This window comes from Gynuella sunshinyii YC6258 (assembly GCF_000940805.1).
In the GTDB taxonomy this organism is placed as follows: domain Bacteria; phylum Pseudomonadota; class Gammaproteobacteria; order Pseudomonadales; family Natronospirillaceae; genus Gynuella; species Gynuella sunshinyii.
In genome coordinates, this window is sequence record NZ_CP007142.1 from 5,861,676 (window position 1) to 5,880,808 (window position 19,133).

Sequence of the window (19,133 nt, forward strand, 5' to 3'; positions counted from 1 at the left end):
CTATATCGGGTCATTGGCCTCAATTTCAACAGTTGCACTTCATTGCCATATACTGTATTTATAGCCAGTATATATATTCAAACAGGTGAAACTGTGCTTACCCATCTTCACATCAGCGACTTTACGATTGTTTCCGAACTGAATATTGAGCTTCATAAGGGAATGACGGCCGTTACCGGTGAAACCGGGGCCGGCAAATCCATTATGCTCGACGCACTTGGTTATGCGCTAGGAAACCGGGCCGACAGCGGAGTTGTTCGCCCGGGAGCAGAAAAAGCGGATATCTCAGCCACCTTTATGTTAGAGCACATTCCATCTGCAAGAACCTGGCTGATCGCTCAGGCGCTTGAAAATGGCGAAGCGGAATGTGTACTGAGAAGAGTCATCACCTCTGAGGGCCGTTCCAGAGCATTTATTAATGGAAAACCAGTACCGGCCCAACAATTGAAAGAGCTGGGAGATCTAGTCATCGACCTCCATAATCAGCATGAACATCACTCTCTTCTGAATACCGATGTTCAGCGTCGTCTGTTGGATGAGTTCGGTGGACACGAAACACTTGCCAAAAAAGTGGCTGATGCTTATCAGGAATGGCGAAAACTCCACCAGAAGGTCCAACAAACCCAGAAAGCACAGGACGAAAAGTCCGCTCGCCTGCAATTGCTGCAATACCAACTTGATGAGCTGGAGGCATTGGACCTTAAGGAAAATGAATTACAGGCACTTGAGCAGGAACAAACCCTGCTGGCCAATGGCGAAAATACAGTCAACACATTGAGTCAGGTTATTTCCCGCTGCGAGGGGGATGAATCCGCCCCCGGGATTCTGGATGCTTTACGATCTCTGAATCAACAATTACAGACATTAAAATCAGAACAACTCAGAGATATCATTGAAACCTTTTCATCAGCGCAAATCATGATTGATGATGGCCTCAAAGAACTGAGTAACTTTCTGGATAACTTCGAAGTTGACCAGCAACGCTTGGCTGATGTGGATCAACGTCTGGCCATCATTTACGATCTGGCCAGAAAACACCAGATCCATCCAGACCAGTTATTAGAGACATTTCGGTCTTTAGCACAGGAATTCGAATCCCTAAAAGATGACGAATTCAATCTGGAAAAATGGCACAAAGAACTCGAAGAACTCCAGAATACTCACCAGCAGCTGAGCCATCAGCTCACGGAAAAACGCGCCAAAGCCAGTATCAGACTTGCAAAGGAAGTTACTCAGCAGCTCCAATTGCTATCTATGAAAGGCGCTCAGTTGAAAGTACAACTAACCCCCCTGACGGACAAGCGCTTTGCTATCTTTGGCAACGAGGAAATTGAATTTCTTATTCAAACCAACGCCGGGTTACCTTTTGGTCCCATTCAAAAAATAGCATCAGGGGGCGAACTGTCCCGTATAAGTCTCGCAATACAGGTCGTTTGCGCCCAAAAGAGCCAGATTCCGACACTGATTTTTGATGAAGTTGATGTCGGCATCAGCGGTGCAACTTCTGAAATCGTCGGCAGAATGTTGCGTCACCTGGGCGAAAAAGGCCAAGTGCTGTGTGTCACTCATCAACCTCAGGTCGCCAGTCTGGGACATCACCACATACAGGTTACCAAGACCATTACCCGCTCAGGCAATACCGAAGTAACGCTCGCTTATGTAACTGAAAACAGTCGTATAGATGAAGTGGCAAGACTATTGGGAGGTGTGGAGCTGACCTCACAAACCGTTGCACATGCTCGGGAAATGCTGGTAAACGGGCAAAAGATGCACTAGCAATAGTTTACTGAAATACCCATCCTAATTGCTGTATTTCAAAAAACACACTATACACGTTTGGTTGTGGCGATAGTCGGGCCTGCCGTTCTAATTTCCGCAGCCACGTCCTGTATCATTACCAGAAGCAACCCCTTCGAAATCACCAACTTATGTGGAAAAACTGTTGAACAGACTGAGATCCCTACCCTGGAAACAGACCTTTCACCTGGCATGGCCTGTTGCTTTAGCCAACCTATCTTTTCCTATGTTGGGCCTGGTTGATGCCTCAGTATTGGGTCATCTGGATAACCCGATATTCCTGGCAGGCGTTGCTCTGGGCTCCAGCCTAATTGCTTTCGTTTTCTGGGGTTTCAATTTTCTGGCCATGGGCCTCTCCGGTGTTACTTCAAGCGCATACGGCGCCCACAATCCAGGTGAGATCAAAACTCATCTGACTCAATATGCAATAGTAGCCAGTACCCTCATATTCATGCTGTTATTGCTGCACAAGCCACTGATTGAAATGGGCCTGCAATTCATGAACTCCAGCCCTGAAGTTGAACAACAGGCTCGAATTTACCTGCAAATCCGAGCCTGGGGAATTCCTGCCATGATCTTTAACTCCATGCTGATTGGATTTTTTACTGGCATGCAAAATACTCGCATTGGCCTCTATACCGTTTCTGTTTCTCAGATAATCAACCTGGTGCTCAATGTTGTACTGGTATTTCGCTTCAATATGTCAACAAACGGTATTGCATTGGGTACCGTCATTAGCGAATACATTGGCGTTACCTTTATTTTTATAGCTTTGTTAAAACGCTACAAGCGCCTGGGTGGAACCATAAATTGGCAGTTGTTACTGAATGTCGGCTACTACAAACCCATGCTTGCGACCAGCTTTAACTTACTGATTCGTTCGTTTTTGCTGTTATTCAGTGTCACTTGGCTCAACAAACTTTCGGCCCAAATCAATGACCAGACACTTGCTGTGAACGCAATATTGTTATCTTTGTTTACGCTCATATCCAATACACAAGACGCTACAGCCTCCGCAGCAGAGGCTCAGACAGGATTGGCTCTGGGAGCCGGAAACAGGCAAAAACTCAAAGAAATTCTTATTACAACAGGCATGATTGCGCTTGCTTTTTCAATTCTCCTGAGCCTGATATTCATTTTACTCAAAGACGTAATTATTCATCTGATGACTAATCAAACTGCTTTACAGAATTTAGTCAGCCACAACTTTATATGGGTACAAATCCTACCTCTGCTTGCTGTTCTGGCTTTTTGGCTGGACGGTGTGTTTATCGGGGCAAGATTGTCTGGAGACATGAGAAACAGCGTTATCGCAGGGTTCTTCGGTTTCTTCTTAATAAGTCATTTTATTCCACAAACCCCTGAGGCAGTATGGTGTAGCTTTTGCCTGACTTATCTTGTAAGAAGCACATGGCTACTAAGAATATTTTTAACCAAAATATGGAAAAAAATCGTATTAGAGCATCAGGAAGAATGTTCCCTGAATAATTCAAAGAACATTCATGATGCATAGGAGAATTATTTTTTTAGAAGCTGTAATACCTTGGCTTTAATTTCAGCAATATCACCATCACGATAACCAGCATGTACCATTCTGATAACTCCCTGCTGATCGATGATATAGGAAGTTGGCATTGCTTCTACTCCATAAGCCTCTGGCAGTTTTCCTGAACTATCTGCTGCAATCGGATAATCTACTGGGAACTGCTTAAGAAACCCAAGACCATCCTCAGCATTTTCGTCCAAATTCACTGCGACAACTTCAAAACCTTGACCAGCCAGTTCAGCTCTCAATTTATTGAGTTCTGGAAGTGATTTTCGACATGGCCCGCACCACGAAGCCCAAAAATCCAGATAAACTACCTTTCCACGAAAGCTCCGTAATTCAACAACGTCACCACCGGACAAAGATTTCGCCTTGAATAACGGTGCGTTATCTCCTTCAGACAAAGCCAAGCTCCAAGAAGCCGACAGCAACAAAAAGAATGCAATAGCTAACTTTTTCATTAATTTAAATCCCAAATTCCAATACATATATGCAAGCCTAACACATTGTTTTTTTTCTCATATAATGCATTTAACAGAATTTGAGAGAGTATTCACGAAGTACTAAAAAATAATGTTTTGATACTAATCAACTTCTGGGCTTGACGTATAACACCAAATTATGATCGATCAGGTCATAACCGTATTTGTCTGCAATCCTCTTCTGTAAAGCCTCGATTTCCTCATCAACGAACTCAATCACTTCACCAGAATCGATACATACCATATGGTCATGATGATCACCATCAGCCAGCTCAAATACGGAATGACCACCATCAAAATTATGTTTGGTTACCAGCCCTGCACTCTCAAATTGGGTCAAAACCCGGTATACAGTCGCCAGCCCAACATCTTCGCCAGACTCCAGAAACGACTTATACACATCTTCGGCGCTCATATGGCGGTTTTCAGATTCTTCAAGCATCTGCAGAATCTTCAGCCTGGGCACGGTAACCTTTAAACCAAGTTTACGTAATTCTTTAGGCTTGTCCTGTGTCATGACTTTATACTCTTCTAGTTCCCATATGATGACGGTATTATGGACCCTTCAATTTTTGAGTCAAAGATTTAGCGAATGCGAATTTTCTTTATAACCTTACTCTCAGCCTGTTTATTAACTGGCTGCATTCTCGCCCCTTACCACGTTGAAGTACCTCAAGGAAACTTAGTATCCAAAGAAATGCTTGCCCAGCTGGAACCCGGCATGACACCCGAACAGGTGAAATTTATTATGGGCACTCCAGTCCTGAATACAGATATAACTCCTGATGAATGGCTCTATTACTATCGGAATACCGTGGGAGGCCAGGCAACAACGGAACAAACCATTACACTGACCTTCAAGGATGGGTTGCTCAGTACGATTAATGGAGAGTCTGAGTTCAGCGAAGATGACCTGTAATACGACTATCCCCGTGCCTGAACTTATTCTTCATCACGGGCCTTTTTGGCAGCCCGATTAGCTCGGGCCTGTTTGGGATCTATCAATAATGGCCGGTACAGTTCGATGCGCTGGCCCTTTTGTACTCGCTGGTCCTTCGGCTTTGCCACTCGCTTACCAAAAATCCCCATTGCCTGGGTCTCAAAGTCAATTTCTGGAAATTCCCTGTCAATCCGGCTTTTTACCGCCGCATCAAATACAGTAGTTTCAGCATCAACCTGAACCGTAATAATTTTTTGTTTTTGCGAGGTACCGTACACTACCTCAATGGAAAACTCTTCAGCCATAAATCTGATCCGCTCTTTGACAAAAACTGCTCACCAACTGTCCTCCAACCTGTGACATCACTGTACCCACAGCTTTCCCCAGCAACTTGTTTTCAGGTTCAAATACCAAATGAAGACTGACCTTGCACCCGCTGTCACCCAATGGCCTGAAATGCCACTCTCCAATCAGGTTTTTAAAAGGCCCTTTTTCAAGCTGCAACTTTATAACCTCTCCAGTCACCAGCGTGTTGCGGGTCACCAAAATCACCCTAACCCCTAGTTTCGACAGCACCAACTCAGCCAGCATATGCGATTCAGACTGCTCAAACACCCGGGTACTGGCAACTCCATCTAAAAACTCTGAATATCTGGTCACATCATTGACCAGAGCATACATCTGTAACGGTGAATACCTGACCAGTGCGGAACGATCAATCACTACGGCCATTAACGCCTGAACTCCAAGTAAATCTTTCGAATGCCAACGAACAAAATCCCCATACATACAGACAACAACAGGATCATATCCGGTTTTAATAACAGGTACTGCTCAAGGGAAGCGAAGAATAACAGCAGGATAGCCACGATGGAAACAAAGCGAAGAGCCAGTCGCCAGAGGGCATAACGTACAGGGTGTGATGGCCGAATCTCCTCTACCAGTTCTCCTGGTAACATTACCCAGCCGACAAATAAAGCCATCATAAAGCCCACTAGCGGAACCAACAGCGTCGATGAGATAAACACCAGGCTTTCATAGATTGTCATACCATACCAAAACCAGCCAGCGAGTCGCCCGAATGACAACTGCCCCAGCCAAGCAAGCAACAAAACCAGCCCCCCCACAATACTCGCAGCGAATGCCCTATTCAGATGAAAACGCTCAACCATCATACGAGTGCCTGGCTCCAGCAGAAACAGTGCTGACGTAATACCTGACAGCAGCATAAACCCCCAAAATATCAGCCCCCAGAAATAACTCAGGTGACTGGGCAACCACTGAAACAACAGAACCACTTCATTTCCTTCCTCCAGTGCCTGACCGATATGACCCCAAACAAAAAATGCCACCGCAATACTGACAATCAAATCTGACAACGCCACAGTAATACCTGCCCATCCAATAGACTGACCCTTATCCATAAAAGAACCGCATGCCCATATCGCCCCCACGCCGATACCCAAGGTATAGAACGACTGCCGGATAGCCAGCAACACCGACTGCCAGCTGACATCCGAGGTACGCCAGGTAAAAATCTTCTCTGCGGCGAACCCCAAATCCGCACTGTTTACAACACTACCTCCCATGAAGACCACTGCAAGCAACAACGCTGGCACCATTACCACGACCATCGGCTGATAACCCGCCTTTAATCCCAAAGCTGTTACGATGATCAAAAACGCAATAATGATCGCCTGGATATGAATCAACCCATCAGCATCACTCATTAGCTGGAAGAAATACCTTAAAAAATGATCAGGTTCACGAACATCAGGTAAATGCAACCAATGCCAGAAATAAGCCGCGGCCCACGACGATACGACCAGATAAACCGCCGCAGTCAAAATACCGGCCAATACCGAGAAATGTCCAACCAGAGCCCAAATACGGTGTCCATGGCTCTCCAGGACAACAGTTTCCATTCCATACACGGGACTCTGACGAGATCGCCTCGCCAATGCCATTTCCGCCATCACCACAGGAATAGCCACCAGAAACTTACAGCCCAGATAAAGCACCAGAAATGCACCGCCACCCTCACTTCCGACCAAAATCGGAAAATTAAGCAGGTTACTGAAGCCTATCGCAGCCCCGGAAATCGCCAGCAACATGATCCATCGGTAGCTGAAACGTTCATACTGGTAATGTCCAAAAACCAAAAAAAGCTCCTGATTTAGAAAAAGCTATGAATAACAGAAAGTTAGCCCTTATACTTCACCCATGGCAAAGACAAAATCTCACAACACCGGGCGGCTGATTGCACAAAACAAAAAAGCCCGCCACGACTACCACATTGAAGACAAAATAGAAGCAGGCCTTGCCCTGGCCGGATGGGAATTGAAAAGCCTCCGGGCAGGAAAAGCGCAACTGCGGGATTCCTATGTCATATTTAATCACGACGAAGCCTGGTTGGTAGGTGCTCACATCAGCCCTCTCAGTACAGCCTCGACACACGTTGTGGCAAATCCGGTACGTGATCGCAAAATACTGATGCATCGCAAGCAGATAGACAAGTATAAGGCTGCCTCTGAACAAAGCGGCTATACTATCGTTGCACTGGATCTACACTGGAGCAAGCAGTACGTAAAATGTGAAATAGCTCTGGTTAAAGGTAAAAAGCTCCATGACAAACGGGAAACCATAAAAGAGCGTGAATGGAACAGACAAAAAGAAAGAGTCTTGAAACATCACGTATAAACCACTATAACTACGCCCCCTTCAATTAAAGAGGGCAACCCGGCAAGCAACATCAGCCGGCATTGAGCAGTAAAGAATACGGGGACGAAAAGGTTTCGACGTGGATTACAAAGCTCAAGGTGCATGTCGTGATGGTAGCGAATCACGTAAATCCAAAGCTGCAAAACAATAGTTGCAAATGATGACAACTTCGAGGGCGCTCTAGCAGCATAAACCCTCAAAACTGGGTCAATTAGTCACCCGGCGGTCACTGGCCTGTGCCTGAACGGCGCCTACTGACTGTCAATAATTCAGGATCGCAGCAAAGGTTGTCTGGGCCGGAGCTGTTAAACTTTAATCCCAGGCTCCCGTTTACGCTCCTGCCCTTCGGAAACGTAACCGGTAAATTAAAGAAGAGGCTACACATGTAGGACCGAGAGTGGAGAGTTTGCGGACGCGGGTTCAATTCCCGCCGTCTCCACCAATTCAGAAAGGTGAACTGTTCTCAGTTCACCTTTTTTATTGCCTACGCCCGGGCATTAGCGGGGGCTTCTGCGGACTTCAACTTATCTTTGATAAAGAGCATTCAAAATCAACACTCGCTACTTACCGAAACCTTCCAGAAAATTATCAACCAGCATCTTCGTCATTTCGTTAGGACTTTGACCACCAGCCAGGGTGAGACGCTGACGTATCTTCAACATACAGATGCCATGCACCCCCGCCCATAACACCCGAGCTGCGCGCTGGATCTCCAGTTCACCATGTTGCTTCGCCAGGGGCGACAGAATCGACTCTACCCGGCCAAAAAGGCGACCAAGGCGCATCAAATACCAATCAGGCAATTCGTTACTCTCATCCACTTGAATCTCGAACAGCAGATTCCAACGGGCGCTTTTTTCGACGGCATAACTGATATAAGCGTCGGCCAGTTGCAGCAGGTTTTCAGTCGGAGTAGCGCCAGAACCGGTATGTTCTTCGAGCCAGGCATCCAGGTCGTCCAGGCTCAGGGCATTAAGGTGTAGCAGCATATCGCGCTGGTTTTCGAACACCAGATAGAGAGTACCAACGGTATAGCCGATGGCCTTGGCGACATTGCGCGCGCTGATCCCCTTACTCCCCTCGTTTTCCAGAATATTGACCGCCGCTTCGAGGGCCATTTCTTTGATCTCTTCACGGCTGTGATCGCTTCGTCTTGCCATTGCAAATCCAGTGAGGTGATTATTTTTTTAAGTATATATTGAACAGCGTTTAATTGCCTGATATAAATAACTAAACACTGTTCATAATTACTGGAGGGTCAGACCTCCTTTTTTATCAAACTAATTAAACAGTGTTTATTAACAACCAGATAAAGGATAAAACCATGAACGGACGAAACTCTGACTACAGCCTCTGGCAATGCATTGTGTTCACCGCTGCACTGCTACTCTGCTTTATCACCCTGCCCAGCAATGCCGCAGGGTTACTCACCCCAACCAATGGCAGCTTGCCAGCACTGGAGTTACGCGATCACCATGTAAACGTCGTCATCGAGAACGGTTACGTTGTCACCACTGTTGAGCAGGTTTTCCATAACCCCCACCCACAAGATCTTGAAGCAATCTATTCATTCCCGGTACCGGAACACGGCGCAGTCAATGAATTTACTATGTGGATCGATGGCAAACCGATCACCGGTGAAGTATTGGAGAAACAAGAAGCCCGCAGAGTTTACGAAGAAGAGAAACAGGCCGGGCGCGATGCCGGTATTACCGAGAAACACAGCTACAAGAGTTTCGACATTTCAGTTTCGCCCGTGCGTGCAGGACAAGACACCCGCATACGTCTGACCTACCTGCAGACAGCCCACCTTGATACCGGCATCGGTCGTTACAACTACCCATTGGAAGAAGGCGGAGTAGACGATGAAAAGCTTTCATTCTGGACCGCCAATGACAAAGTCACCCACAGTTTCAGTTTCGATCTCACCCTGCGCTCGGCCTATCCCGTCGGTGCCATCCGTATTCCCAATCAACCACTGGCACAGGTCAGCCAGAACAACAATGGTGACTGGCACGTGCACCTGGCCAAAGGCGGCACCTATGACCAGGAAACAGGTACCACTACAGAAGCACAACAGAACAATGGCGGCGTAGTACACACGTTGGACCAGGACATTCTCGTCTACTGGCGTATGAAAGAAGGCCTGCCAGGCAGCGTCGATCTGGTGACGTACAAACCCGATGCCAGCAAACGTGGCACATTCATGATGACCATAACACCCGGCGATGACCTGGCACCCATCACCGAAGGTAGCGACTGGCTCTTCATACTTGATCTCTCTGGTTCCATGCAGGGCAAATACGCAACCCTGGCAGCTGGTGTTGAAAAGGCGTTGGGTAAAATGCGTCCTAATGACCGCTTTCGTTTGATCCTGTTTAATGACAGAGCCTGGGAACTGACCAACGGTTATATCAATGCAACACCTGAAGCAATTGCAAATTACAGCCAGAAACTGAACTCAATACAACCAAACAACGGCACCGACCTTTATGCCGGATTGAAACTGGGATTGAACTCACTGGAGGCAGATCGTAGCAGCGCCATCATTCTGGTAACCGACGGCGTCGCCAACGTGGGCGAGACGGCACAACAACGCTTTCTGGAACTGCTGAAAACCAAAGACGTTCGCCTCTTCACCTTCATCATGGGTAACGGCGCCAACCGTCCGATGCTGGAAGCCCTGGCGCACCACTCCAACGGTTTTGCGGTCAGCATCTCCAACAGCGACGACATAGTTGGCAAAATCCTGGAAGCCTCCAGCAAGGTGACTCACCAGGCCCTGCACGGAGTTAAGCTGAACATCAGTGGTATCAAAGTTGCCGATCTGACCCCCGAAGATATCGGCTCACTCTATCGTGGTCAGCAGCTGATCGTCATGGGCCATTACTGGGGCGACGGTGAAGCGCAAGTGACCCTGGAAGGCAAAATATCAGGCACACCGAAGCAATACAGCACCCGTTTCAACTTTCCGGGCACAGCCAACCTGCATCCTGAACTGGAACGCATCTGGGCTTTTGCAACGATCGAACAGATGCAACAACAGATAGAGGACTTCGGTGAGAATGCCGACACCAAACAGGCAATCACCGATCTTGCACTGGAACACAGTCTGGTGACTGACTACACCTCCATGCTGGTGTTACGGGACGAAGTATTTGAATCCCGAGGTATTGATCGCAACAACCGCGACCGCATTGCAACCGAACAACAGGCACAGGAACAACGCGCAGCGCAACCGGTACAGTCATACAATGTCGATAAAGATCAACCAATGTACAACAACACCCCACGTGCCACTTACAGTGGTGGTGGTAGCGGCGGTTCGTTCGGTGGTATCTGGACCCTGGGACTGTTATTGCTTCTGCTGCGACGGTTCAAAGCCTAATAAATATCGGAAAACCTGGAATAATATTGGCAAGGAAGCCAGGGTATAGCAGCAATCTGTGCCCCATCCACCAAGAAAGGATTGGGGCCGCGCCGGCGGCCAGAGGTCCGGCTCAAACCGGGATTCATATAAATCGGTTTGAGCAGACTTTAAATGTTGTTTCAGCAACTTAAAAAATAATGTACAGATGTTCTCAGGTGAGTGTTCAAACTCTTCACCGATAATCCTATGCAGCTGTTCGTTCCAATGAAAATGATAAACCAGAGACAAGCAACCAAACTGGCTACAGAAAATCCGAAAACTCTCTGAGTTTCGATACAGATTGAGGCAACTGTTGTTTTTGTAGAATTGAAAGGAACTCATCTACGGCGATTGAAGGGTTCTTTAATGCCAATCGCTGCTGTTTAATTGCTGAACAGCAAATCGATGGGGCCATATCAATTTGATAATAAACAAAGTCATCGGGATGAAGTACATCAATACTGTAGGACTTTAGCACCTCTTTGGGAAAGTCCTTCAAATTGAAAGTCACTATTGCATCAGCATTGCAACAAATCGCTGCCGCTAGCACATGACGATCATCCGAATCTGGTAGTTGAATGGTATCAATTAAAAGTTCATATCCCGTGACTTTGGCATCTCTCGCATGAGCGTCCATTAAATCACGAACTCGCTCCAACTTTTCTCGCGTAAATTTGCCCTGGCGTAGCAAGGCATTGATCCATTCCTCGTGAATCTGATCAGTCCAATGCACTTTGAAGAGATCAGTAAGGGCCAATCGCATCAGCATATCTCGTAAAGGCGCAGGATAGAGAACACATGCATCATAAATGACAGTGAACTTGCTCACAGGCGATCAGTACCCCATATCCATTTCCTGAGACAAAGCTGCCAACTCGTCCAAAGCTTCCGTTCTCTGTTGCTTTGTACTGTCACGATAAGCCAATACATCGGTTAAAAGCACCCTACGGTGAGTGCCGACTTTACGGAAAGGAATTTCATCCTTTTCCAACAAACCAACCAGAAAAGGGCGACTTACATTCAAAAGATTAGCTGCTTCCTGAGTACTAATTTCCTGATGATGTGGGATCAGACTGATTGCATTGCCTTTTGAAATCTCTGACAACACATCCAACAGAATTTGCAATACTTGGCCAGGCAGCACCAATTCATCTGTCTCACCATTAGAACCACGCAGTGACAACTTCACCCTATCTGCATCAGCGTACTTGGACAATGTGCGGCCTGAAGCCTTAGCCTGTTCCACCTCAGCCGGAGTGGGCAGGTGGACTATTTTTTGAGTGGTCATCACACACCTCGTTTAATACTGAACTTAAAAAATAACTGGATGCACTTTAGCAGCAAACAAAACAAACACAATAGTCGAAATAAACGAAACAACTTTCTATCCCAAAAAATCATCGTCCAACCTAACTACATACAGTTACATAACACTGTTATGCAATGAAAAAAAGTATGAAAAAATCTAACTATAAACCATTGATTTAAATAGAAAATTTTGAACTAGAAACATATTTGAGCTTTGGCAAACGGGTTCTGTTCACACCCTATCAAGCCATTCAAATAAGGTGAACGGGTTTAAGCTTCAGGAGAAGTTATCATTTTGGCATTGGACAACGTGATGGTTGGCCTGGAAAGATCAGCGTTGACAGAAGCAGCGCAGAGTCTGCCCATCTCAACCACGACAAACCTTATCGACTTACGGCACCATTACTTTTTATTTAACAGCCAATCTTCCAAATCTCTTTTAACCGCTTCACTGTGTGCTCCACTTGGGAGTACGGGGTCTCGCGACAGTGTTCTGATTTCCAAAAAGCCCAACCTCGTTTAAAGCCTGGGATTCCGGCACCTGGTGAAGCCAGGAAACCGGCACAAAGTACTCAGCCTCATCCTCGCCACAGTCTGACGCGAGCTTATATTCGCCTTTCAGATGAAACTCAGAAGAGATAAACTCATCGGCCATCACCGCATGACCGGTCACTTTCGCCACTCCCACATATCCAGTGCCGGGAATGTTTACCCACACGCGGTCACCTGGTTTTAACATAAACAAAGTTTTGCTATACCAACGACCACCGCCTGCCGAGATAAAACCATGGTCAACCGCATCGACCCAGTTTCGACCTCCCGGCCCGGCACCAAAGCTCGCGTAAAACTCTCCATTCCACTCACCTTTTTGGCGGGTGTTAACCGCATGTTCCTCGGTTTCAACAGGGTCTATCATCCAGGCCCGGCTTAGATATTGATTTTCTCCGTCCTGGAAAACCGAGAAAAACACGGCGTTGACCGCCACACTGGCCTTGTCATTCAGGTAGTTGATAATACGCTCAGTGCTGGCATCCAACTCCGCCGCGACAATCACCATTTGGTGAGAGCTGTTAATATCCTCCTCTACTGGCAAGACTCCGAATCGTGCTTTAAAGGCCTCATCGAAACTCTTCTCGGCCAAGCCATTCTTTTCGGCAAATTCTGAATAGATCTGAACGAATTTCTCTGAAGGCAAGTGCTCAACCCAGGCGGCATAGTCAATGGCCTGCGCCACTACATCTCTTGGTGTTTTATGTTTTTTCAGCTCGATAACAATAATTGAGCCAGTCACATCAATGGCAAGCAAGTCAATGTACTTGCCAAAATCGGTATAGACCTGCCGACCGATCAACATCCAACTGCTGTTAAGAATGGATATGTCACGGGTAATCTGCTCTTCTAACAGAGCTTCACTATCCATCCGGATTGTCGCCAAAGGTTCAGGCTTCTCGCCTATTTTCCAAATGCCGTGCTGGACTGCCATTTATGCCATTTCTCCAAAGTTTGTTCCCGGCGACTTCGTCAAACCTTGTGCCACACCAGTCTAATTCGTATATCCCTTGATTAACTGCACGATGACAACTCGAATACTGCCAATTTTTCACTTGCGTAACCAAACCATGTTGCAGCAGATTTACATATACATAGTTCATGTGATAACTAAAAACCTGATGGTCTTTTATCGCGTGCTCCCCAAAACGTCATTGCCAGATATCTCGCTCCATTTTATGCCGTTCTGCATAACATACACATCCGATTTAAAAAGCATATGACAACAGAATAGTGATGAGTTCAGCTTGTTAAACGTGATTGTGACCCATTGTAATCGTCTGAATTTAGCCGATCCATACTGCTCGTCACTGACCGACAGGTAAGGCCCAAAACTACTGGTGCCATAGAATCGAAAGCAACATGATCAACCTGAGTATTGACATTCCCATTAATGGAAGGTTTAGAGTGGCCAGATTATTTCCATAAACGATGTGGAACCAATGATGAGTGATCCATTTACTCAAACCCGTAAAGCCAGGCTGATTGCGGATTTATCCGCCGATCAACGCCAGCAACTGCAATCCCTCTCCCGGTTAGAAGGGGTCGAGGATCTGAAGTTTAAAAACAACACGATGGTGATTCGCTATAGCGCGGCAAGACAACAATGGTCATTGCTGCAACAGCAACTTGATGAGCTGGCGGTTCTGGCACCGCTTTCCAGGCTGCAAAAAATCCGTTTTGCTTATTACCGTTTTGTCGATGAGAACACCATGGCCAACGCCAATGCCAGGATCTCTCATTGCTGCAATAAGCCTCCGGTCGTTCCCAAGCGAAAATAACGCATAAAGAGCGCTTGACCTTCCAGTTGCTGTAAGTTCTATCCTGACGTAACCAGTTTGTTATAACAGGAGTGGATATCATGACTGAACATAGATTAGGGGTCTCAGAAAACTATCTGGTCAAACGCAAGCTGGTGCTGGATGCTCACACCAACCAGGACGTACAACCCGCTATTGCAGAGATTGATAAGCTGTATGGTCTGGATAAAGTGGACTATGACACCGAAAAATGTGTGCTGAAGCTCGCTTATGATGGCACTCGCCTTGATATTGAGCAGATTGAGGCCATTCTGGAAGTACACCAGATCACCTTGAAGAAAGGTTGGTGGCAGAAACGGCGACTGAAACAGTATCGTTTTGTTGACCAGAACATCAGGGATAATCAAAAACGTGAACCATGGTGTTGCCATTGACCGGTCACCAAGGTTATTGTTAATCATTGATAGTTAATTGTATTCCGATGAAATTCAGGAAATTCAAAGTGCACAGGTTCATTAGATGACAAAACGCATGCGTACATGGGTATTGTTTATTTTTATGGCTGTCATGTTGTTAAATACAACGGTGCAGGCAGATCCTGTGTGGAATCCCGTTTGTGGCCAAAGTATTCAGCATACCATGGCTGATGTCAGTAATATGGACAACAAGCCAACATCGACCTGCATCAGTGATTTCGGCTGTGACATGGCCGTTGCGGGTCACTGCCAGATATCCGGGCTGAATTCCGCCGGGTTGTCATTTATTCCTTTTTCCAACTATGAGTTCTTTCCTCTTCTGACCCCGGCTACCGCCACTGGTTTCTCCTCTCTCAATACTCCACCTCCAATTATTTTCTGATCTTTTAACCAACTGTTGAAAAACGATCTGAGCACTATTGCTGCGTGAAAGAAGCTCGGCTGTTTTTTGTTATCTGTTTTTTTGCATGGGTGCCGGATTTTGTCGGGCGATGGACAACCATGTCAGGAAAACATTGTTGATTACCAGGTTAACAACAAACCATAACCACCTGAATCAGAGGAATACATTGTGTTCAAACATTTGTTAATGCTGACGGCATTCTTGCTGTTTACACCGGTTACTTTGGCGGCCGAACTGTCCCAGGAGCAGAAGCTCATGGTTGAGCAGCTGGTCGAGGAAAAAGTGAACACTTTTATACAAAGTGATGCGTTCCAACAGGCCATCAGCGAAGGTATTTATCGTTTCATCGAAACACAAAATGCCCAGCGTGCCGAGCAAGAGGCCAAAACCAAAGCCCGGCAGGCGGAGATTATTCTGCCGGTAACATCACAGGATCACGTTTACGGCGATCCGGATGCCCGTTATACGCTGATCGAATACTCAGATTATGAGTGCCCCTTTTGCAAAAAATTCCATGTTACCGCCGAGTCCTTTGTCGATGCTCATAGTGATGTGAACTGGGTATATCGCCATTTCCCGCTCGATTTTCATAATCCCGGTGCACAAACAGAGGCGGAGGCAGCCGAGTGCGCGGCCGAGGTCGGGGGCAAGCAGGCGTTCTGGGATTATTCCCGTTTGATCTTTCAACGTACCCGCTCCAACGGTAAGGGCTTTCCGATTGAAAACCTGACGCCACTGGCCGAGGAGCTGGGTTATGACGTGAAGGCATTTGCCCAGTGCCTGGAGGCCGGCACGTTCAAGAACAAAGTCCTGCAACAATTTCAACAGGGGCAAAGTGCCGGAGTGAGTGGTACGCCCGGAAACTTTCTGGTGGATAACCAAAAAGGCACGATCATTCCGGTTACCGGTGCCCAGCCCTTGGAAGTACTGGAGCAGGTACTGCAACAATTGAAAGAGGAAAATTGATATGAACTCATTATTCGCATGGTTCAAAGGCAAAACCATGATGGCCCTGTGTATCGCCGCCTGCGTGGTTCCATTTCTCGCGCTGATGTTGTTTGGTGGCGGCGATAAGTTGTATTTGTTTGGTCTGCTGGCCTGTGTCGGTATGCATCTGATGATGATGAAAATGATGCCGGGGCATACGGCGTGTCATGGTGCGGATGAGCACAACCATAAGGGCAAACAGACGGCGAAGGCTCTGCCTTCACCAGCACGCAATACCCTGGATGCCTGAAGTATGTATGTTTTCCGGCTGTTAATGATCTGGTGGCTGAGCGCTTCTCTGGCGCAGGCAGCCACTGGCTCCTGGCTCGAACAGGGGCCGGTGAATGCCCGCCTGATCAGCCCGGTCATGTCCATTACCAATATGGATAAGATACCGATGGCGCTGGAATTGACGTTGCAGGCAGGCTGGAAAACCTACTGGCGTGTACCCGGGGCCGCCGGGGCCGCGCCTAAAATCACCCTGGATCAGAATTGGTTGTCCACTGATGTTCAATGGCAGCTGCCTGCACCCTCAACCTTTACCCTGCTGGGGTTACAGACCTTCGGTTATGACAAGCATGTGGTCTTGCCGTTTCAGTTGTCCAAATCGGTTTCCACCGACGAAACCGTTGTCACAGCAACGGCTTCCGTCTATGTCTGCAACGAAATCTGCCTGGCTCAATCTCTGCCTCTGAGTATTCATTTTCAAACCGGCATCAGCGATAACACCGATTGGAATGTTGCCCCTTTGTATAACCAATATCTGAGCCGGGTACCAAAACCGGTATCGGATATTGCCGGTATCGCCACGCAGGACGACGGCGGATTCTACCTGGAATTTACCCTTGAACAGCCCGGTCTCAAGCCCGAGTTGTTTCTGGAAAATCAGGATGTATATGAATGGTCGGCACCATTGATCAATCAGCAGAATGGTGTTGTTAAAGTCTGGTGGCAAAAACCTGAAGATGTACCCATGCGCGCCGTAGCGCCGGATTTTATCGTAACCTACAAGGATTCCCTGCAAGCCATTACCACGGTATTTCCCTTGCAGCACCAGAAGCGGCCGGCACCGTCGTCACCAGCACTGGCGTCAGCATCAGAGCAGGCAGGCAACTCCACACTGATAACGCTCGCCATGATGCTGATGCTGGCATTTATCGGCGGCATGTTATTAAACGTCATGCCCTGTGTGTTGCCGGTATTGTCCATTAAATTAATGAGCTGGCTGCAATGGCGCGATGACCAGCCCGGAAAAATTCGAGCCCATGCACTGGTTTCCGGTTTTGGCGTGGTGAGCTTTTTCTGGATCATTGCCACCGGGCTGATCGTCATGAAACAAACCGGCCGGTATATCGGCTGGGGTATTCAGTTCCAGAATCCCTGGTTTCTGCTGGCGCTATTTTTGATCATGCTGGTCTTTCTGGCCAACCTGCTGGATCGTTTTGCCATTCAATTGCCCCAGGGCCTGCAGGGAAAACTGGTGAAAGTGGGTGAGGGCCAGTCCGGTTTGTTAAAAAGCTATCTGCAGGGCGGTACGGCAACGTTAATGGCGACCCCGTGTTCGGCACCGTTTCTCGGGACTGCGGTGGCTTTCGCCTTCACTCAGTCTAGCCTCACATTATGGTTAATTTTTTCCGCTCTGGGGTTTGGGCTGGCAGTGCCGTATCTGCTGTTGGCCCTGGCTCCGGGACTCATCAACCGGATGCCTGAACCCGGTCACTGGATGCTGACAGTCAAACGGATACTGGCACTCGGACTGGGGCTGACACTGGTATGGCTGTTGTTTCTGATCAGCAAACATATATACCTGCCCGGGATCGTACTGATGGCCTTAACCAGTGTGTTATGGATAGTGTCTTTATACACCCCGATCACCAGAGCACGGCCAATAACGACACTGATCACTGCTATGGGTGTCGCGTTTTTGTCCCTGACCTTCAGTAAAAGTCATAGTGAACAGATATCGAATGAACCGCTCTGGGAACCCTATTCCCAGCAGGCCGTCAGTGAGCATCTGCGTCAGCAACATACGGTATTTCTGGATGTGACCGCCGACTGGTGCATCACCTGTAAATTCAACAAAATCTCGGTACTGGATACCGACGAAATACAACAGTTTTTTAACGATCATCAGGTCGTTCTGATACAGACCGACTGGACCAGACCCGACCCCGCCATTGAAGCCCTTCTGGCCACTTACCACCGTTCCGCCATCCCCTTTAACGTCGTGCTCAGCCCAAGAGCCAGAGACGGAATTGTACTGCCGGAACTATTAACCAGAACGGCTGTAAAACAAGCCATTATTGAAGCTGAATAAGGAACTGAACCATGTTGAAGAAAGCCATCTTATTATCCTGTCTTAGTGTTTCGATGACGGCCTACGCCGATCATGAAACAGGTCATGTGGACGTGAAAATCGGTCCACTGACCCCCAGAGCTGCGGCCGGTCAGGTCACCTTTAATCAGTATTGCGCCGCATGCCATGGTGTAAATGGGCAGGGGACAAAAGTGGGGCCACCGCTCATTCATGACATTTATAACCCCGGTCACCACGATAATGCATCATTTATGCGCGCGGTTAAAAACGGCGTGCAGCAGCATCACTGGCCGTACGGCAATATGCCGCCTCAGCCACAGACAGGATTCACTGATATGACCAACCTCATGGCATTTATCCGGGAGGTCCAGGAACAAAATGGTATCTATCGGAAAGCACATACCATGTAGTCACACCGTACAGCTGAACGAACAGAGG

Annotated in this window: 21 protein-coding genes and 1 other RNA gene; 13 read left to right on the forward strand and 9 right to left on the reverse strand. The window is 47.5% G+C overall.

What is annotated here, in order from left to right; translation table 11 throughout:
* Window positions 1–93 precede the first annotated feature (93 nt).
* Window positions 94–1,776, forward strand: coding sequence for a DNA repair protein RecN (gene recN / locus YC6258_RS24320; RefSeq protein ID WP_044619182.1), 1,683 nt, complete (start codon window positions 94–96; stop codon window positions 1,774–1,776).
* A gap of 166 nt (window positions 1,777–1,942) precedes the next feature.
* On the forward strand, window positions 1,943–3,310 hold the full coding sequence (locus tag YC6258_RS24325) for an MATE family efflux transporter (protein WP_144407738.1): 1,368 nt from the start codon (window positions 1,943–1,945) through the stop codon (window positions 3,308–3,310).
* 5 nt (window positions 3,311–3,315) lie between these two features.
* Here the strand turns inward: YC6258_RS24325 and YC6258_RS24330 are convergent, their stop codons facing one another.
* The gene (locus YC6258_RS24330; protein WP_044620393.1) at window positions 3,316–3,804 is read right to left on the reverse strand and encodes a TlpA disulfide reductase family protein; all 489 of its coding nucleotides are present in this window, start codon (window positions 3,802–3,804) and stop codon (window positions 3,316–3,318) included.
* Between the two features lie 127 nt (window positions 3,805–3,931).
* Window positions 3,932–4,342: a ferric iron uptake transcriptional regulator gene (gene fur, locus YC6258_RS24335; RefSeq protein WP_044619184.1), complete on the reverse strand. Its 411-nt coding sequence runs from the start codon at window positions 4,340–4,342 to the stop codon at window positions 3,932–3,934.
* Window positions 4,343–4,417: 75 nt separating this feature from the next.
* Here fur and YC6258_RS24340 point away from each other — a divergent pair, with 75 nt between their 5' ends.
* Window positions 4,418–4,744, forward strand: a complete 327-nt coding sequence (locus YC6258_RS24340; RefSeq protein WP_082070877.1) for an outer membrane protein assembly factor BamE — start codon at window positions 4,418–4,420, stop codon at window positions 4,742–4,744.
* A 23-nt stretch (window positions 4,745–4,767) separates the two neighbouring features.
* On the opposite strand, the gene YC6258_RS24345 is transcribed toward YC6258_RS24340, so the two are convergent.
* From YC6258_RS24345 to YC6258_RS24355, 3 genes are read right to left on the reverse strand one after another with little or no spacing between them, the layout of a single operon-like run.
* Entirely contained in the window at window positions 4,768–5,070 is a 303-nt protein-coding gene (locus YC6258_RS24345) for an RnfH family protein (RefSeq protein ID WP_044619185.1), read from the reverse strand.
* On the reverse strand, window positions 5,063–5,497 hold the full coding sequence (locus YC6258_RS24350) for a type II toxin-antitoxin system RatA family toxin (protein ID WP_044619186.1): 435 nt from the start codon (window positions 5,495–5,497) through the stop codon (window positions 5,063–5,065). Before YC6258_RS24350 ends, YC6258_RS24345 begins: the two co-directional genes overlap by 8 nt.
* The gene (locus YC6258_RS24355; protein ID WP_044619187.1) at window positions 5,497–6,927 is read right to left on the reverse strand and encodes a sodium-dependent transporter; all 1,431 of its coding nucleotides are present in this window, start codon (window positions 6,925–6,927) and stop codon (window positions 5,497–5,499) included. The genes YC6258_RS24350 and YC6258_RS24355 overlap by 1 nt, the downstream gene beginning before the upstream one ends.
* A 61-nt stretch (window positions 6,928–6,988) precedes the next feature.
* Between YC6258_RS24355 and smpB the strand changes: the two genes are divergently transcribed.
* Window positions 6,989–7,465: an SsrA-binding protein SmpB gene (gene smpB / locus YC6258_RS24360; protein WP_044619188.1), complete on the forward strand. Its 477-nt coding sequence runs from the start codon at window positions 6,989–6,991 to the stop codon at window positions 7,463–7,465.
* A gap of 80 nt (window positions 7,466–7,545) precedes the next feature.
* Window positions 7,546–7,928: a transfer-messenger RNA gene (gene ssrA, locus YC6258_RS29155) on the forward strand.
* Window positions 7,929–8,046: 118 nt separating this feature from the next.
* Here the strand turns inward: ssrA and YC6258_RS24365 are convergent.
* Window positions 8,047–8,646, reverse strand: a complete 600-nt coding sequence (locus YC6258_RS24365; protein ID WP_044619189.1) for a TetR/AcrR family transcriptional regulator — start codon at window positions 8,644–8,646, stop codon at window positions 8,047–8,049.
* Window positions 8,647–8,810: 164 nt separating this feature from the next.
* Here YC6258_RS24365 and YC6258_RS24370 point away from each other — a divergent pair, with 164 nt between their 5' ends.
* Window positions 8,811–10,874, forward strand: a complete 2,064-nt coding sequence (locus YC6258_RS24370; protein WP_044619190.1) for a VIT and vWA domain-containing protein — start codon at window positions 8,811–8,813, stop codon at window positions 10,872–10,874.
* 283 nt (window positions 10,875–11,157) lie between these two features.
* On the opposite strand, the gene YC6258_RS24375 is transcribed toward YC6258_RS24370, so the two are convergent.
* The 3 genes from YC6258_RS24375 to YC6258_RS24385 form a co-directional block, all read right to left on the reverse strand.
* Complete coding sequence (locus tag YC6258_RS24375) at window positions 11,158–11,724, reverse strand: PIN domain-containing protein (protein WP_044619191.1); 567 nt, start codon at window positions 11,722–11,724, stop codon at window positions 11,158–11,160.
* Window positions 11,725–11,730: 6 nt separating this feature from the next.
* Window positions 11,731–12,183: an excisionase family DNA-binding protein gene (locus YC6258_RS24380; RefSeq protein ID WP_044619192.1), complete on the reverse strand. Its 453-nt coding sequence runs from the start codon at window positions 12,181–12,183 to the stop codon at window positions 11,731–11,733.
* A gap of 468 nt (window positions 12,184–12,651) precedes the next feature.
* Window positions 12,652–13,686: a PDDEXK family nuclease gene (locus YC6258_RS24385; RefSeq protein ID WP_211264582.1), complete on the reverse strand. Its 1,035-nt coding sequence runs from the start codon at window positions 13,684–13,686 to the stop codon at window positions 12,652–12,654.
* Between the two features lie 511 nt (window positions 13,687–14,197).
* On the opposite strand from YC6258_RS24385, the gene YC6258_RS24390 reads away from it, so the two are divergent.
* The 7 genes from YC6258_RS24390 to YC6258_RS24420 all read left to right on the forward strand — a co-directional run bounded on the left by YC6258_RS24390 (window position 14,198) and on the right by YC6258_RS24420 (window position 19,105).
* Window positions 14,198–14,533 carry a hypothetical protein gene (locus YC6258_RS24390; protein ID WP_044619193.1) on the forward strand — a complete coding sequence of 112 codons (336 nt, stop codon included), beginning with the start codon at window positions 14,198–14,200 and terminating at the stop codon, window positions 14,531–14,533.
* An 80-nt stretch (window positions 14,534–14,613) separates the two neighbouring features.
* Window positions 14,614–14,946, forward strand: coding sequence for a hypothetical protein (locus YC6258_RS24395; protein ID WP_044619194.1), 333 nt, complete (start codon window positions 14,614–14,616; stop codon window positions 14,944–14,946).
* 85 nt (window positions 14,947–15,031) lie between these two features.
* A complete protein-coding gene (locus YC6258_RS24400) occupies window positions 15,032–15,370 on the forward strand; it encodes a hypothetical protein (protein ID WP_044619195.1) in 339 nt (112 codons plus the stop codon).
* Between the two features lie 189 nt (window positions 15,371–15,559).
* On the forward strand, window positions 15,560–16,357 hold the full coding sequence (locus YC6258_RS24405; protein ID WP_052830551.1) for a DsbA family protein: 798 nt from the start codon (window positions 15,560–15,562) through the stop codon (window positions 16,355–16,357).
* A gap of 1 nt (window position 16,358) precedes the next feature.
* On the forward strand, window positions 16,359–16,628 hold the full coding sequence (locus YC6258_RS24410; protein ID WP_044619196.1) for a hypothetical protein: 270 nt from the start codon (window positions 16,359–16,361) through the stop codon (window positions 16,626–16,628).
* Window positions 16,629–16,631: 3 nt separating this feature from the next.
* Complete coding sequence (locus YC6258_RS24415) at window positions 16,632–18,695, forward strand: protein-disulfide reductase DsbD family protein (protein ID WP_044619197.1); 2,064 nt, start codon at window positions 16,632–16,634, stop codon at window positions 18,693–18,695.
* Window positions 18,696–18,706: 11 nt separating this feature from the next.
* Complete coding sequence (locus tag YC6258_RS24420) at window positions 18,707–19,105, forward strand: c-type cytochrome (protein WP_052830552.1); 399 nt, start codon at window positions 18,707–18,709, stop codon at window positions 19,103–19,105.
* Window positions 19,106–19,133 lie beyond the last annotated feature (28 nt).

What these genes read in the sequence shown, in the direction of transcription:
- YC6258_RS24330 (WP_044620393.1), bottom strand. Translation starts at nt 3,804, where the DNA reads ATGAAAAAGTTAGCTATTGCATTCTTTTTGTTGCTGTCGGCTTCTTGG.
- fur (WP_044619184.1), bottom strand. Translation starts at nt 4,342, where the DNA reads ATGACACAGGACAAGCCTAAAGAATTACGTAAACTTGGTTTAAAGGTT.
- YC6258_RS24340 (WP_082070877.1), top strand. Translation starts at nt 4,418, where the DNA reads ATGCGAATTTTCTTTATAACCTTACTCTCAGCCTGTTTATTAACTGGC.
- YC6258_RS24345 (WP_044619185.1), bottom strand. Translation starts at nt 5,070, where the DNA reads ATGGCTGAAGAGTTTTCCATTGAGGTAGTGTACGGTACCTCGCAAAAA.
- YC6258_RS24350 (WP_044619186.1), bottom strand. Translation starts at nt 5,497, where the DNA reads ATGGCCGTAGTGATTGATCGTTCCGCACTGGTCAGGTATTCACCGTTA.
- smpB (WP_044619188.1), top strand. Translation starts at nt 6,989, where the DNA reads ATGGCAAAGACAAAATCTCACAACACCGGGCGGCTGATTGCACAAAAC.
- YC6258_RS24365 (WP_044619189.1), bottom strand. Translation starts at nt 8,646, where the DNA reads ATGGCAAGACGAAGCGATCACAGCCGTGAAGAGATCAAAGAAATGGCC.
- YC6258_RS24370 (WP_044619190.1), top strand. Translation starts at nt 8,811, where the DNA reads ATGAACGGACGAAACTCTGACTACAGCCTCTGGCAATGCATTGTGTTC.
- YC6258_RS24380 (WP_044619192.1), bottom strand. Translation starts at nt 12,183, where the DNA reads ATGACCACTCAAAAAATAGTCCACCTGCCCACTCCGGCTGAGGTGGAA.
- YC6258_RS24385 (WP_211264582.1), bottom strand. Translation starts at nt 13,686, where the DNA reads ATGGCAGTCCAGCACGGCATTTGGAAAATAGGCGAGAAGCCTGAACCT.
- YC6258_RS24390 (WP_044619193.1), top strand. Translation starts at nt 14,198, where the DNA reads ATGAGTGATCCATTTACTCAAACCCGTAAAGCCAGGCTGATTGCGGAT.
- YC6258_RS24395 (WP_044619194.1), top strand. Translation starts at nt 14,614, where the DNA reads ATGACTGAACATAGATTAGGGGTCTCAGAAAACTATCTGGTCAAACGC.
- YC6258_RS24400 (WP_044619195.1), top strand. Translation starts at nt 15,032, where the DNA reads ATGACAAAACGCATGCGTACATGGGTATTGTTTATTTTTATGGCTGTC.
- YC6258_RS24410 (WP_044619196.1), top strand. Translation starts at nt 16,359, where the DNA reads ATGAACTCATTATTCGCATGGTTCAAAGGCAAAACCATGATGGCCCTG.
- YC6258_RS24415 (WP_044619197.1), top strand. Translation starts at nt 16,632, where the DNA reads ATGTATGTTTTCCGGCTGTTAATGATCTGGTGGCTGAGCGCTTCTCTG.
- YC6258_RS24420 (WP_052830552.1), top strand. Translation starts at nt 18,707, where the DNA reads ATGTTGAAGAAAGCCATCTTATTATCCTGTCTTAGTGTTTCGATGACG.